At 60.4% G+C, this 12,528-nt stretch carries 14 protein-coding genes and 1 pseudogene; 7 read left to right on the plus strand and 8 right to left on the minus strand.

Translation table 11 applies throughout. The features are described 5' to 3' along the window. The gene (locus FME68_RS12245; RefSeq protein WP_158397716.1) at positions 1-1,539 is read right to left on the minus strand and encodes a sugar ABC transporter ATP-binding protein; all 1,539 of its coding nucleotides are present in this window, start codon (positions 1,537-1,539) and stop codon (positions 1-3) included. Further along, complete coding sequence (locus tag FME68_RS12250; RefSeq protein WP_158397717.1) at positions 1,536-2,525, minus strand: LacI family DNA-binding transcriptional regulator; 990 nt, start codon at positions 2,523-2,525, stop codon at positions 1,536-1,538. The genes FME68_RS12245 and FME68_RS12250 overlap by 4 nt, the downstream gene beginning before the upstream one ends. 458 nt (positions 2,526-2,983) lie before the next feature. Between FME68_RS12250 and FME68_RS12255 the strand changes: the two genes are divergently transcribed. Beyond that, complete coding sequence (locus FME68_RS12255; RefSeq protein WP_158397718.1) at positions 2,984-3,427, plus strand: hypothetical protein; 444 nt, start codon at positions 2,984-2,986, stop codon at positions 3,425-3,427. On the opposite strand, the gene budA is transcribed toward FME68_RS12255, so the two are convergent. Further along, entirely contained in the window at positions 3,424-4,143 is a 720-nt protein-coding gene (gene budA, locus FME68_RS12260; protein ID WP_158397719.1) for an acetolactate decarboxylase, read from the minus strand. The genes FME68_RS12255 and budA overlap by 4 nt on opposite strands. Between budA and FME68_RS12265 the strand changes: the two genes are divergently transcribed. The 3 genes from FME68_RS12265 to FME68_RS12275 all read left to right on the plus strand — a co-directional run bounded on the left by FME68_RS12265 (position 4,129) and on the right by FME68_RS12275 (position 6,491). Next, complete coding sequence (locus tag FME68_RS12265) at positions 4,129-5,391, plus strand: 5-(carboxyamino)imidazole ribonucleotide synthase (protein WP_158397720.1); 1,263 nt, start codon at positions 4,129-4,131, stop codon at positions 5,389-5,391. The genes budA and FME68_RS12265 overlap by 15 nt on opposite strands. Before the next feature lie 42 nt (positions 5,392-5,433). Continuing rightward, positions 5,434-5,934, plus strand: a complete 501-nt coding sequence (gene purE / locus FME68_RS12270; RefSeq protein ID WP_158397721.1) for a 5-(carboxyamino)imidazole ribonucleotide mutase — start codon at positions 5,434-5,436, stop codon at positions 5,932-5,934. An 86-nt stretch (positions 5,935-6,020) separates the two neighbouring features. Continuing rightward, positions 6,021-6,491, plus strand: coding sequence for a YdcF family protein (locus tag FME68_RS12275; RefSeq protein ID WP_046647236.1), 471 nt, complete (start codon positions 6,021-6,023; stop codon positions 6,489-6,491). Here the strand turns inward: FME68_RS12275 and FME68_RS12280 are convergent. Both FME68_RS12280 and FME68_RS12285 read right to left on the minus strand, forming a co-directional pair. Next, positions 6,472-6,933, minus strand: coding sequence for a hypothetical protein (locus FME68_RS12280; RefSeq protein WP_071406895.1), 462 nt, complete (start codon positions 6,931-6,933; stop codon positions 6,472-6,474). The two genes, FME68_RS12275 and FME68_RS12280, sit on opposite strands and share 20 nt — an antisense overlap. A gap of 38 nt (positions 6,934-6,971) precedes the next feature. Then, positions 6,972-8,012 carry a ribonuclease HI gene (locus FME68_RS12285; protein WP_158397722.1) on the minus strand — a complete coding sequence of 347 codons (1,041 nt, stop codon included), beginning with the start codon at positions 8,010-8,012 and terminating at the stop codon, positions 6,972-6,974. A 93-nt stretch (positions 8,013-8,105) separates the two neighbouring features. Between FME68_RS12285 and FME68_RS12290 the strand changes: the two genes are divergently transcribed. Together FME68_RS12290 and FME68_RS12295 are read left to right on the plus strand one after the other, a co-directional pair. Then, a complete protein-coding gene (locus tag FME68_RS12290) occupies positions 8,106-8,600 on the plus strand; it encodes an RNA polymerase sigma factor (protein WP_046647003.1) in 495 nt (164 codons plus the stop codon). Beyond that, complete coding sequence (locus FME68_RS12295; RefSeq protein ID WP_158397723.1) at positions 8,593-9,642, plus strand: hypothetical protein; 1,050 nt, start codon at positions 8,593-8,595, stop codon at positions 9,640-9,642. The genes FME68_RS12290 and FME68_RS12295 overlap by 8 nt, the downstream gene beginning before the upstream one ends. Here FME68_RS12295 and FME68_RS12300 read toward each other — a convergent pair. Then, positions 9,639-10,196 carry a TetR/AcrR family transcriptional regulator gene (locus tag FME68_RS12300; RefSeq protein WP_010189326.1) on the minus strand — a complete coding sequence of 186 codons (558 nt, stop codon included), beginning with the start codon at positions 10,194-10,196 and terminating at the stop codon, positions 9,639-9,641. The two genes, FME68_RS12295 and FME68_RS12300, sit on opposite strands and share 4 nt — an antisense overlap. 215 nt (positions 10,197-10,411) lie before the next feature. Here FME68_RS12300 and FME68_RS12305 point away from each other — a divergent pair, with 215 nt between their 5' ends. Beyond that, positions 10,412-11,587: an acyl-CoA dehydrogenase family protein gene (locus FME68_RS12305; RefSeq protein ID WP_158397724.1), complete on the plus strand. Its 1,176-nt coding sequence runs from the start codon at positions 10,412-10,414 to the stop codon at positions 11,585-11,587. A 308-nt stretch (positions 11,588-11,895) separates the two neighbouring features. Here FME68_RS12305 and FME68_RS12310 read toward each other — a convergent pair whose 3' ends face one another. Together FME68_RS12310 and FME68_RS12315 are read right to left on the minus strand one after the other, a co-directional pair. Continuing rightward, a complete protein-coding gene (locus tag FME68_RS12310; RefSeq protein ID WP_158397725.1) occupies positions 11,896-12,315 on the minus strand; it encodes a DDE-type integrase/transposase/recombinase in 420 nt (139 codons plus the stop codon). Positions 12,316-12,408: 93 nt separating this feature from the next. Further along, a pseudogene (locus FME68_RS12315) lies at positions 12,409-12,528 on the minus strand (IS6 family transposase); the annotation flags it as partial.

Genomic DNA, 12,528 nt, shown 5'->3' on the forward strand with positions numbered 1-12,528 from the left:
TTAATCCTTGGGGTCGTGGCTAGCGGAGTTAGTAGCGGCAGCGGAGGTTGCTGAAGTTACGTTGGCTACGGCGAGGGTCATGACCTCGTCTTGAGTGGAGTCTTTTGGCAGTTGCCCGGCAAGTCGGCCCCCCGACATGACGAGGATCCGGTCAGACATTCCAAGTACCTCTGGTAGATCAGAGGAAGCCATGAGGACCGCGCCGCCGGCAGCCGTAACCTCGTTAATGATGTTGTAGATTTCGACCTTGGCGCCTACGTCGACGCCGCGGGTTGGCTCATCGAGTAAGAGAACTTTTGAGTTGGCGAGGACCCACCGGCCGAAGACTGCCTTTTGCTGGTTTCCGCCGGAGAGATTGCGGATAGCCTGGTCAAGCCCGGACATACGTATACGAAGTTTTTCTGCCACTTCTCCCGCACGCCGATGTTGGCCAGAACGGTCCGCAATCCCAGCTCTAGCGGTGGGGTAGAGCGTCGCGAAACCGAGATTATCTGCTACCGAAGCATCCAGAACTAGCGCCTGTGCTTTCCGGTCCTCGGGGATATGTCCCACTCCGGCGCGAATTGCGGCGCCGATGTCGCCGCCTCGAAGTTCTTGGCCATTCACACGAATGGATCCTGAATCGTAGGTGTCTGCGCCAGCGATGGCACGAATGATCTCCGTGCGGCCAGCGCCGACAAGTCCGGCGAGACCGACAACTTCGCCGGAGTGGACCTCGAAGGAGATGTCCTGAAACGAACCTTGTGTAGTCAGGCCTGCAACTTCAAGCAAGACCTCGCCGCGCTCGGGCGGAGTGTCGCGCGGGTACTGGTTTTCGATACTGCGACCGACCATCAGCCGGACCAGTTCATCCTCATCTGTATCGGAAGGGACCTCGGCGATGAAGGCACCATCGCGCAGTACGCAAATGGTCTCCGCGATCCGTGCCAGTTCATCCAGGTGGTGGCTGATAAACACCATCGCCACGCCTTTTGCTTTGAGACCTTCGAGAACTGTAAAGAGCGCATCGACTTCTTTGCCGGTCAACGCGGCTGTGGGTTCATCCAAGATAAGGATGCGCGCATTCATGGAAAGGGCTTTGGCGATCTCAACCAGCTGCTGCTTGGCGACGCCCAACTCACCCACCGGAGTATCCAAGTCAACATCAAGTCCGATGAGGTGTAGGGCTGCTTGCGCTTGAGCCTTGAGATGCTTGCGGTTGACAAGTCCGTAGCGTTGCGGAGTGCGACCGAGCACAATGTTTTCAGCTACCGACATAGTCGGCACCAAGTTGAGTTCTTGGTGAATAGTGGCGATACCGAGGGCCTCGGAGGCCTTAGTATCGGGGATTCTAACTTCTTTGCCATCTACTAGTATGCGGCCAGAGTCCGGTTCGTGTACGCCCGCAATCATTTTGATGAGCGTGGACTTACCGGCGCCGTTTTCGCCCAAAAGGGCTTGAACTTGGCCTCGCCGAACGTTGAGGTCGACCCCTTTAATGACATCAACGGGGCCGAAGGACTTGGTTACGCCTTCAAGTTTTAGGACGGTTTCACTCATGTGAATTCTCCAGGGAATCGGTAGGCGGTGGACATTCGTGGGATATAGCGGGTATCGATGACCGTCGATTCGGGCTGCCGCTTGTTATCAATTGCGTCAACCAAGCGAGCGGTAGCTTCTTCTCCCATGCGCGTAACGTTCTGGTCTATGACAGAGATTGGCGCTGGTTGGAAACGTAAAAAGATGAAGTCATCGAAGCCAACTAGTGCGATTTCTTCACCAATTCTTTTGCCAGCGTTATGGCAAGCTTCTAGTGCGCCTGCGGTCATCATGGAATCGCCTGCGACTATGGCTGTGACGCCTTCTTGAAGAAGCGCGATGGCGCCCTTGTATCCAGATCGGTGGCGGAAGCTGCCGTGATGGATGTGGATATCCATTCCGGTTGTTGCATCCTTGAATGCGTTGAGGCGCTCGCGTCCGGTGGACGTTTCTTGGGGGCCAGAGAGATACCCAATTGACGTGTGTCCCTTGCTCTTGAGCTGGGCCACGGCCGCATGTATCCCGGTAATTGGGTTTGAGACCACGGCTGGGAGGTTTTTAAGAGAACGATCGATGAGTATCAGTGGGCGAGATTCCGCCGCGCGCTGCAGTGCATCTTCTGCGCCTTCGAGCGGGACACTGATGATTCCGTCTACCTGCCGTTGGGAGAGGGTGTCGAGAGCTTTGATGAGGCGCTCTGGGTCTTCTCCGCAACTGGTAATTATGGTCGAGAGTTTGCGCTTGTTCGCTTCTTCTTCCACTGCAGCGGCCATGGCAGCAAAATAGGCATTGTCCAAGTTAGGGATGATGAGTCCTATAGCGTCGGACCGAGAGTTTCTCAAGGCTCGTGCCTGAGCGTTGGGCAAATAATTGAGCTGTTGCGCAATGCTCATTACCTTTGCCCGTGTTTTCTCGGAGATAGCAGGATTTCCGGCAAGGGAACGCGAGGCGGTGGAAACTGAAACCCCGGCCGCAGCGGCAATATCTTTTAATGTGGCTCCAGGCATGAAATCCTCCTTCCTGTGACCTCTAGTGCAATCGATTGCACAGGTGTTTCTCAACCTACTGCCGGCCTTTCCCGCTGTCAAGGGTTTTGTGTCGTGCGCTAGTCGTCGTGCGCTAGTCGTGAGGTCTAGAAATTTCCGTGCACTGGCCCTTTCTGGGAGGAGAGGTAACTCCGGTGGAACGCGCTAGATTGCCGCATATCCCGCATGGCGCTTTTCACAAGGCGTCTGTCAGAAGGCATTAGTCAACGGGCGTCTTTACTCCCAAAGACGCCTTTTGCAGGCCGACAGATGGTGTTTTCAGGGGCAAAGATGCCTTTCGACTGATGCCTTTTAGGAAATGCCATGTGCGATGCCGCGCCGGGCCGCCGGACTGCCGAGGCTAGGAGGCTGTCACCCCTCACGCTCGGGTAGCGGGGGAAGACCGTGGAACGAGTAGGAAGGTAGGTACCATGTGCCCCATGAACCTCATGCAGATGGGCCGCGGCGAGGTTGTGCGCGCGGACATGACCGCCCCGTTTCGGACGCTGCTCTTTCCCTTTTTAGAGCTCGTCGTCGTCACGGGTGTGTGCTGGATTGCTATCGGCTGGTGTGACTATAACGGCATTGACTTGGCGATTCGCAATGGTTTAGTAGCTATATGGGCCCTGCTTGCTGCCTGGCGCTTCATCGTGCCCCTTGTCAAGGCCCGCCGCAAGCGCTTCATCGTGACCAACCTGCGTGTCATCGCCCGCGAGGGCAAGCGCGTCGATTCCATCCCGCTCACCGATATTCGTGGTGCGCGTCGCCGTCGTGGTGGGATTTCGCTGGCACTCCACGGCTATGAGAAGCCGATGTATTTTCCGTCCATCCCTAAAGCCAAGTACGTCGAGGACATCCTCAACGAGCAACCGGTCTGGGGTTAGTCCTTAATCTCCGTCGTGTGCAGCTGCTGGTCTAGGTCATCGGGGGCCAGGTTGGCGGAGCGGAACTCGTGGGTCAGTGGCAGGCGCAGGTCGAGGTCCGTTCCGGGGCAGAGCTCAATGGTGGCCTCATCGACCGTGTAGTCCAGCACGTGCCCGCCGGAGGTGCGCTCGGCGTCGATAAAGTGCACGTGGCATCCGGGGACTGAAATACCCTTCTCAAACACCGGGGTGCGGAAGCCACCGATGACGCCTTCAACGTCGTTAAAGCGCAGCTCCTTATCGCCGCCTACTGCCTGCGCCATCGGCGGATAAGGCTTGCTCTGCTTGACCACCGTGCGGGTAACCACGTTGCTGAAGCGTCCGGTGATACGCACCGCGTACATGTAGTTGGCGGAAGGCTCCACCTCATCGATGAAGGCCGATAGCTCCTCGCGCTTTAATCCCTTGGGCGCGGCCACCTTAATACGGGGGACAAAGTTCGTGGCTACCGCGAAGGGGGTTCCCTGGTCCAAGTCAGCCACCGTCGCGGTTCCATCACCGCGCAGCTGGTAGCACACGCCGTCGAGGATAATCATCTCTCCGTCCAGCGCATCGAAGGTGCCGATGCCGAAATTGCCCTTGCCCAAGAGCTCGCCGATGGTCATTTCGCCGTCGTAAATGCCATCCAACAGCGCGGTCATGAGGGAGTTCTGAAAGATGGTATGCCGGACGATCATGGCCCCAAGGCTAGTATTGAAAGAGTGAGTGAACAACACAAACCCCTCGTTACTGTTTATGGAGACGGCCAGCTTGCACGCATGATGCAGCCGGCCGCCGCGGAGCTCGACATCCACCTGCGCGTGCTGGCCTCCGCGCCGGATAAGTCCGCCGCACAGGTGATCCCAGACGTCGTTCTCGGTGACTATCACGATCTCGACGTGCTCACCGCCGCTTCGGAAGGCGCGGACGCAATTACTTTTGAGCACGAGCACGTCCCCACGGAGCACGTCCAGGCGCTCATCGCCGACGGTCTCAACGTTCAGCCCCAGCCTTCCGCCCTCCTCTACGCGCAGGACAAGCTGCTCATGCGCCAGAAACTGGCCGAGCTGGGCGCCCCAGTGCCGCGCTTTGCCGCCATCGAATCGGTGGAGGATGCGCGGGATTTCGCCGCGCTTGTCGACGATCACGTGTGCCTCAAAGCCCGCCGCGGCGGCTACGACGGCCACGGCGTGTGGTTCCCTTCCGCGGAGGAGCTGGAGCCGCTGGTAGAAGAACTTCTCGCAGCAGGCACCCCGCTGATGGCTGAGGAAAAAGTAGCCCTCACCCGCGAGCTGTCCGTGCTCGTCGCCCGCCGCCCCTCCGGCGAAGTGAAGGCTTGGCCGGTCACCGAGTCCGTGCAACGAGATGGTATCTGTGCAGAAGCGTTCGCACCCGCCCCGAACCTGTCCCCGGAGTTGGCAGAGCGCGCCATGCAGGTAGGCATCAAGGTAGCTACCGAGCTCGGCGTGACTGGCGTGCTTGCAGTGGAGCTCTTCGCCTTTGCGACGAAGCAAGACGCCGGCGCCATCATTGCGTCCGCCTCGGGTGCCCCGGGAGTATGCGTGGCGGAAGACATCGCCGTCAACGAGCTGGCGATGCGCCCACACAACACCGGCCACTGGACCCAGGATGGTTGCGTGACCTCGCAATTCGAGCAGCACCTGCGCGCCGTGTTGGACCTGCCGCTCGGCGCCACCGCGCCGTTGACGCCGATTACAGTCATGGCCAATGTGCTGGGTGCTGAGGAGGATCCGCAGATGCCCATGCCGCAGCGCGTCCGCGAAGTCATGGAGCGCTACCCAGAGGCGAAGGTCCACCTTTATGGCAAGGACCACCAGCCGGGCCGCAAGATTGGCCACGTCAATGTCGTCGGCGATGACGTCGAGGAGACCCGCCGCATCGCTCACGATGCTGCCCACTTCCTCGTCCACGCGCAGTGGGCTTAAGCCCGCAGCGAGCTTAAGCCTTAGTAAAGAAGGAGATTTTTCATGGAACCTCTCGTCGGCCTGATCATGGGATCCGATTCCGACTGGCCCACCGTCAAGCCCGCCGCCGAGGTGCTCGCTGAGTTCGGCGTGCCTTTCGAGGTGGGCGTCGTCAGCGCGCACCGCACCCCAGAAAAGATGCTGGCTTATGCCAAGTCTGCCCACGAGCGCGGGCTCAAGGCCATCATCGCCTGTGCCGGTGGTGCGGCCCACCTGCCGGGCATGGTTGCCGCGGCCACGCCGCTTCCGGTGATTGGCATCCCGCGCGCGCTGAAGGATCTCGATGGTCTCGACTCACTGTTGTCCATCGTGCAGATGCCGGGCGGCGTTCCGGTGGCCACCGTATCCATCGGTGGTGCCAAGAACGCCGGCTTGCTCGCCGTGCGCATCCTCTCCGCGGGCTACCCAGCCCTCGTGGAGAAGATGGCGGCCTACCAGGAGAACATGGCCGCCGAGGTAGAGAAGAAGGACGAGAACCTGCGTTCCCAGCTCTTCGGCGAATAAAGCGGGAAGTCGACCGGGGAGATTGATCTTAAGAGCCGACTACGCACATACTCATGCTGACCAGTATGCACGCTAAGCTAGCGGGCATGCAGTTTCCGCTTCTGGTGTTGGGCGCGCGCGTGGAGGGCGGCGAGCCGGGCTCGCTGCTGCGCAGCCGCTTGGACCGCGCGGTGGTGATGGCGCGCGTGCTGCCGGAGGAGCCGATCATCGTATCCGGTTACGGGGAAGCGGAGCCGATGGCGCGCTACCTCATCGAGCGGGGCGTTAATCCGGAGCGGATTCTCCTCGAACCACTCGCTACGAGCACCAACGAGAACCTTGAGCGCGCACATGCGCTGTGCCCGGACTATAGCTATTTTCGCGTTGTGACCAATGACTTCCACGTGCTGCGCACCCGCATGTGGGCCTGGCACCTGGGGATTCGGGTCCGCATGCACGGCATTGGCACCCCGCGGAAAGACCGCCCGTGGAATTACGTGCGCGAGGTAGTGGCGACTCCGCATTCGCTGCTGCGTATCGTGTGGCGGCGGGTGGTCGCTAGGCGCCGAAGAAAATGAGCACGAGGGCAATGAGCCAAATGACAAACCAGTGGCGCTTCTGTGGCGCGGTCGGGTTGGCTTTCTGCTGCAGCGTTTTGATGAAGTACCACGCGCCGGGCAAAGCGAAGCCGAGGCCGAAGGCTATGTCGCCATCGGTAATCGCGGTGAAGCCTACCAAGAATGAGAACAGGCTGAGCAGGCCCTTGAAGACGGAAAAGCGGTGAACCTTGCCGCCCGTTGAGTGCTGCTCGAGGGAATAGTCCTGCAGCGGGGCCGGGGCGTATGCGCGCTCAGACTCGGCAAAAGGCTCAGCAAAAGGATCCGCGAAAGGCGTCACAGGCGGAGTCGCAGAAGGCGCCGCATACGCCTCACGCGCGGGCTCCGCGAAGGGGTTCGCTCCACGGCCGCTGAAAGGCTTGGCCGGTTCCTCGAAAGGATTGGAGTCAAAGGGATTGCTCATGCGATTTACCCTAGGCCACCAGTGCACCGAACCCCGAATTAGAGCTTGGCCAGTGCCTTCGTGATGCCCTCTTTCAGCGTCGCTCGCGACTGCTTCATCGGATGCGCAATCGCGCGCAGGCCCATGTACGCAATCTGGTCCGCCGCGCGGTTCAGCGGGTCACCCGCATGCCCCATCACGCGGCGAATGGTCACCTCGCAGACTCCCTCCACGTCATGCCACGCTTGCTGGAAGCGCGAGCGCGAGCCTGAGGACAGCCCGCGCCACACGCCCCGCGAGCGCATCGCCTTCGAGCCCTTCTTCCGAATCTGCTCCACCGCTTCCAACGCGGCGACGGAGTCCGACTCGATGATCGCCTTGGTTGCGCCGACCTTGAGCAGGTATTTCAGTGCCAAGGTGAGGGATTCGAGTTCAAGCTCATCGGTGCTGGCCGTCGTCTTGCGCGTGCGCAACCGGTAGTCGCCATTGCTGGCCACGAAGCACATGGAGCCCTTGAACACCGTGTCCGAGGAGGCATCCGTGGCGATGCGCACGGTAGCGCCCTCCGGCCAGGAGGAAGCCGTCGAGAAGTTCGGCCACCAGTGCGCTTTCGGCGTTTCTACCTTTACGACCTGCTTCTTGCGTGGCGCCTCGCCCTCCTTCTTCGCGCGGCGCGCGGTGATGCCGGCCTGCTTGCGCCGCACGGAGCTGGCACTTTTCGATGCCCTATTCTCCTCCGCAAAACTCCCCGTCACGGTGTAACCGCGCTCCTCCAACGCAGCCCGCAGCGCTGCCTGCCGGCGGCCGGTGACGATCCACTTGCGCCCCCGAATATTCTTCGTGGCCTTCTCCAATTCGCGGACGGCCACCTCAACGATGTCGCCCTTCATGATCTGGCCCTTGCGCACAAAGCGCGTCTTCGTGGTGTTGACGGCAATGACCCAGCCGTCGATAGTCCCGTCCTCCGCAGAATCCCAGCGCTCGTCCCACAGTGCAATGGCCACGTGCACAGGTGCTGAGATCATGTGTTTAGTGATCTTGCGCGTGCCGTAGGTGCGCGACTGCGTGCCCGTCAGGGCGGAGAGCTCGAGAGGTTCCATCCCCTTTAGTAAACCATTTGATCAGTCCGCTGTAACGCTTGGGCGTCTGGTGCAACATACTCAGTGAGCCCAATAGGAATCTGGAGTTAATTAGTGTCTGTCCTTACCTTGCCTGGTTCGCGCAAGCGGGAGTTCTCCCGCCTGTTCCGCGAGCATTATCCAGCGGTGCTGGCCTACCTGCGCCGCCGCGTCCCACCGAGCCATGCCGAAGAGCTGGCGGCCGACGTTTTCGAGCGGGCGTGGGCCGGCTTCGACTCGTTGCGTGGCACGCCGCTGCCGTGGCTGTATGGCATCGCCCGCAACGTGATGCGCGAGTTCTACCGCACCCGCCGGGAAACGGAGAACCTCGATGATCACGAGCTGGAGTCCTACGCCGGCTATGACGCTGTCGATGCCAACCTCGACATCACGCGCGCGCTGATGCAGCTCTCGCACGCCGAGCGCGAAATTCTCACTCTCCACGCCTGGGAGGGGCTCGACCATCCCGATATCGCCGAGGTCCTCGGCATTTCCCGCAACAACGTGCGCGTTCGCCTGCACCGCGCACGCACCCACCTTTCCGAACTCACAGGAGAAACCGATGTCTAACTCTCTCGACAAACTCCGCGCCGCCAACCCCGTTTCCGACACCGCGCTTGACGACGCCTCCCTCACCCGCTCCGAAGACACCCTCGCAAAGATCACGAAGGGCCGCCCCACGTGGACCATTGCGGCGGCGTCCGTCGCGGTGCTCGCGCTCATCGGCGGTGCTTTCCCGCTGCTCAATAACTCGGAGCCCGTGGCCTCGGCCGCGGAGATTCTGACCCAGGCTGGCGAAGCTGCTGCCACCCAACCCGATGCCGTGGATAAGGGCGTGACCGCGAAGGAATACATGAAGCGCGTCGATACGCTTGGCGATGCTACGGCGATCACCGAATATGCGGTGGATGCCGGCGGTGCCGTGGAGGTGTCCTCGCAGGGCGAGGTGCCGGGCTTCGATCCGCAGCCGTCCATTAATCCGGAGGACCTTGTCGTTGCGACGGATCGCGCCGGGCTGGAGAAGCTGGCGGATTCCGCCCCGAATCGCGCGCTAGGCGCGTTGGAGCTGCTGCTCCAGCCGGGACTGAGTAGCGAGCAGCAGAAGATCGCCTATGACATGCTGGCGGACGCGGAGGGCAATGAGGTCGGCACTGTTGAGGGCGAAGGCGAGGACCAGCTGGTCACCGTGATTCGCGATTCTGACCGCGTCTCTTTCTCTGTCTTGCCCGCCACCGGCCAACTGGTGCGCGTGGTCGGCCTGGTGGGACCGGACGTGGAAACCACCATCGATGCCACCGCCATTTTGGACTGCGTATCCGTCACGGGCCTGGAGGGGCCGGACCGCATCTCGCTGGCCTGTGCGGATAACAACTACTTGGTCAACCAACTTGAATGGCAGCACTGGGGTGCCGATTCCGCGGAGGCAGACGGCGTGGCCATCGAGAACAACTGTGATCCCAACTGCGCGGAGGGCGAGTTTAGCGAGGATCGGGTGAAGGTGGTCGTCGACAAGCGCGTGGCCTGCGGCTACCACGCCGAGGTCTACTCCCGCGTGCGCGTGCAGTACCCGGATGGGCGTGAGGAAGAGCAGCAGATTGGTTGTGCGCCTTAGGTAAGTTGGCGCAGGGCGAACTGGCCGTACATGTCACCTAAAGCCTCGGCGGTGTAATCACCGTCGGGGCTGAACCATTGGGCCACGCCGATGCCCATATCGATGAGCGCCCAGCAGGCGATTTTGAGGTTCTCCGCGTGAAAGTCTCCCTCGTTGACCACGGCCATCCAGCGCGCGACATAGTCGCGGCGCAGCTGCAGGACGACGGATTTGTGGGGTTCTTCGAGGTTGGTGAGCTCGTTGTTGACCACGCGGACGCGCCGGGCGTGGGTGGCGTGGTAAATGACGTGGGCTTTCATGGTGGCGACGAGCTTGTCGCGGGGATCGCTCAGCCCGGCGAGGCAGGCGGCGTTGGCGCGCAGCAGGTCCTCCATGGCGGTGATGGTGACCTCGGCGAGGAGTTCTTGCTTGGAGGAGAAGTGGTTATACAGGCTGGAGGCGCGCATGCCGACGGCTTTGGCGATGTCCTCCATGCCGGTGGCATGGTAGCCGCGCTGGTCAAAGAGGTCGAGTGCGGCGGCAGCGATTTGGTCGCGGCGTCTTTGGTTGGCCATGGCGGGCGTCCTCCTCAATGAGCTAATGGCGGTTAGTATACCTGCGGGGGCAGGGTGAAGGTTGGCTGGGGGAGATACTGGCCCTGAAGTCTGGTTATCGTTCCGAATCCCGGCTGTGCCGCGCGTTGTGATGAGACACTTGACAGCCTGGGGAGAGTCAGGTCACAATTAACGCTAATCGCCATTCGTATTGCCTGTTAGTTGGAGAATTGACCATGTCCCACAACCTCTTCGAGTCCACCACTGATTTCCTGGGTGTCTTTGACAGCCTTTCTGAGGCCGATGCTGCGGGGTGGAAGCGCGCGGCGCAGTTCCGCGACTACTCCTACCCGGTGATTAACCGGCACTGGCAGGCCGCGGAGTATCCGCTGGACTTGGTTCAGCGTCTGGGGGAGCTGGACGTGATGACCGATGGGCTTTCGGTGGAAGGCCATGAACAGATGTCCACGCTTGGCGCTGGCTTGACGCTCATGGAAGTCACGCGTGCCGATGCTTCGATGGGCACGGTGATTGCGGTGCAGGCGGGGCTGGCCATGCGCTCAATTTCGATGCTTGGTTCTCCGGAACAGCAGGCTTCGTACTTGCCGCAGATGGCATCTTGTTCGCTGCTCGGTGCTTTTGGGCTGACCGAACCGGACCACGGCTCGGACTCCATCGCTTTGGAAACTACCGCGGTTCGCGATGGCGACGAATGGGTCCTCAACGGCGAGAAGAAGTGGATTGGCAACGGTGCCTCCGGCGGCATCACCATCATCTACGCCCGTATGGAAGACGGTAACGTCAGCGGTTTCATCGTCCCACAGGAAACCCCCGGCTACTCCGCTACCGTGATTGAAGGCAAGCTCTCCCTGCGTGCCATCCACCAGGCACACATCACGTTGACCGATTGTCGCATTCCCGCCGCCAACCAGCTTCCAGGTTGTCGCAGCTTCAAGGACGTTTCCCGCGTCCTGACCTCCACTCGCATTGGCGTGTCCTGGATGGCGCTTGGCTCTGCGGTGGCCTGCTATGAGACTGCCCGCTCGTACGTGCTCGAACGCGTCCAGTTCGGCCGCGAGCTGGCCAAAGCCCAAATCATCCAGCAGCGTCTGGCCAACATGGTCCTCGACCTCAGCCAGATGATGCTCACCTGCCGTGAGGTTTCCCAGCGCGAAGATGCTGGCACCTTGGCCCCGGAACAGGCCTCGGCGGCCAAACTCCACAACACGCGTGCCGCGCGGCGCATCGCCGCTGACGCCCGCGACATGCTCGGTGGAGTCGGCATCCTGCTGGAAAACGATATCGCTCGCCACTTCGCGGACATTGAGGCCATGCACACCTACGAGGGCACCGACACTGTGCAGTCCCTCATCATGGGCAAGAAGATTACGGGCTTCTCGGCCTATAAGTAACCAGCCGGCCGAGGATGTGGAAAGGCTCGCTTGGTGGTCCTTCTAGTTTGGTCCTCTTACTTTGGTCCCTTTGCCCTCGATCGGCGCCTGCCTTTGAGTTGTGAACATCCCCCTGTTTGACGTGGTTGTTACTTTACGCGCTCGATGTCTCGGGCGCTAGGGGTTTGCCGTTGTTGATTTCTACCGTTTTAGGTGGTGGCTTGTAGACGGATTTCCGGGGCCTGCGGTGAGGGTGTGTCGCGTAGTAGACGGTTTCCTTTGCTCGGCGATGTTCAAGGATGTCACGCCACGTGCCTGAATACACTTCACTAGGTGTGTATCCATTCAGCCCGCTGAAGGTCACGGTTATTGTATTCGTCGATAATCCTGCCGATGACTTTCTGCGCATGCTGGATATCATCATAGGTTTCTAACGCATAGCGGTGATGCTTGATTGTGCGATGTGATGACTCTTCAAATGGGTTGTCATTCGAAACATTCGGCCGAATTAATGACAGCTGCACGCCGTGTTCATCCAGCATGTCCTTCATCATGTGTGAGGTCATGACTTTGCCGTTGTCGGTGTGTACGACTTCAACGCTGTGACCGTTGAGCTCCTGGTCAGCAATGACTTGTTCAATCAGGCGTGTAGCGATGGTCTTTTCCTGTCGGTGTTGGACAGTCCATCCCACAACCTTGCGCGAGTACAAATCCAACGCTGTGTAAAGATGAAAGCCTTTAGCTGGCATGTACTATATATGATAGGTGCTGTTGCAAAGTTGGGCGGAGAGCCGAGACGACCCAGTTTCTCATTTCCTGATGGCCGCTGCGTGCTGGCGTTCTCAGGCCGTCTCGAAGACCCGGTTGACGATCACCGCGTCCGGATTGGGGTGCCCATAAGCAAACATCGTGCCCTGACCTTTCCGTAATGAATGCATCGCTTCCATCCCTTTCAACGTCCG

The sequence above is a fragment of the Corynebacterium hiratae genome, from assembly GCF_009708045.1.
Classification (GTDB): Bacteria; Actinomycetota; Actinomycetes; order Mycobacteriales; family Mycobacteriaceae; genus Corynebacterium; species Corynebacterium hiratae.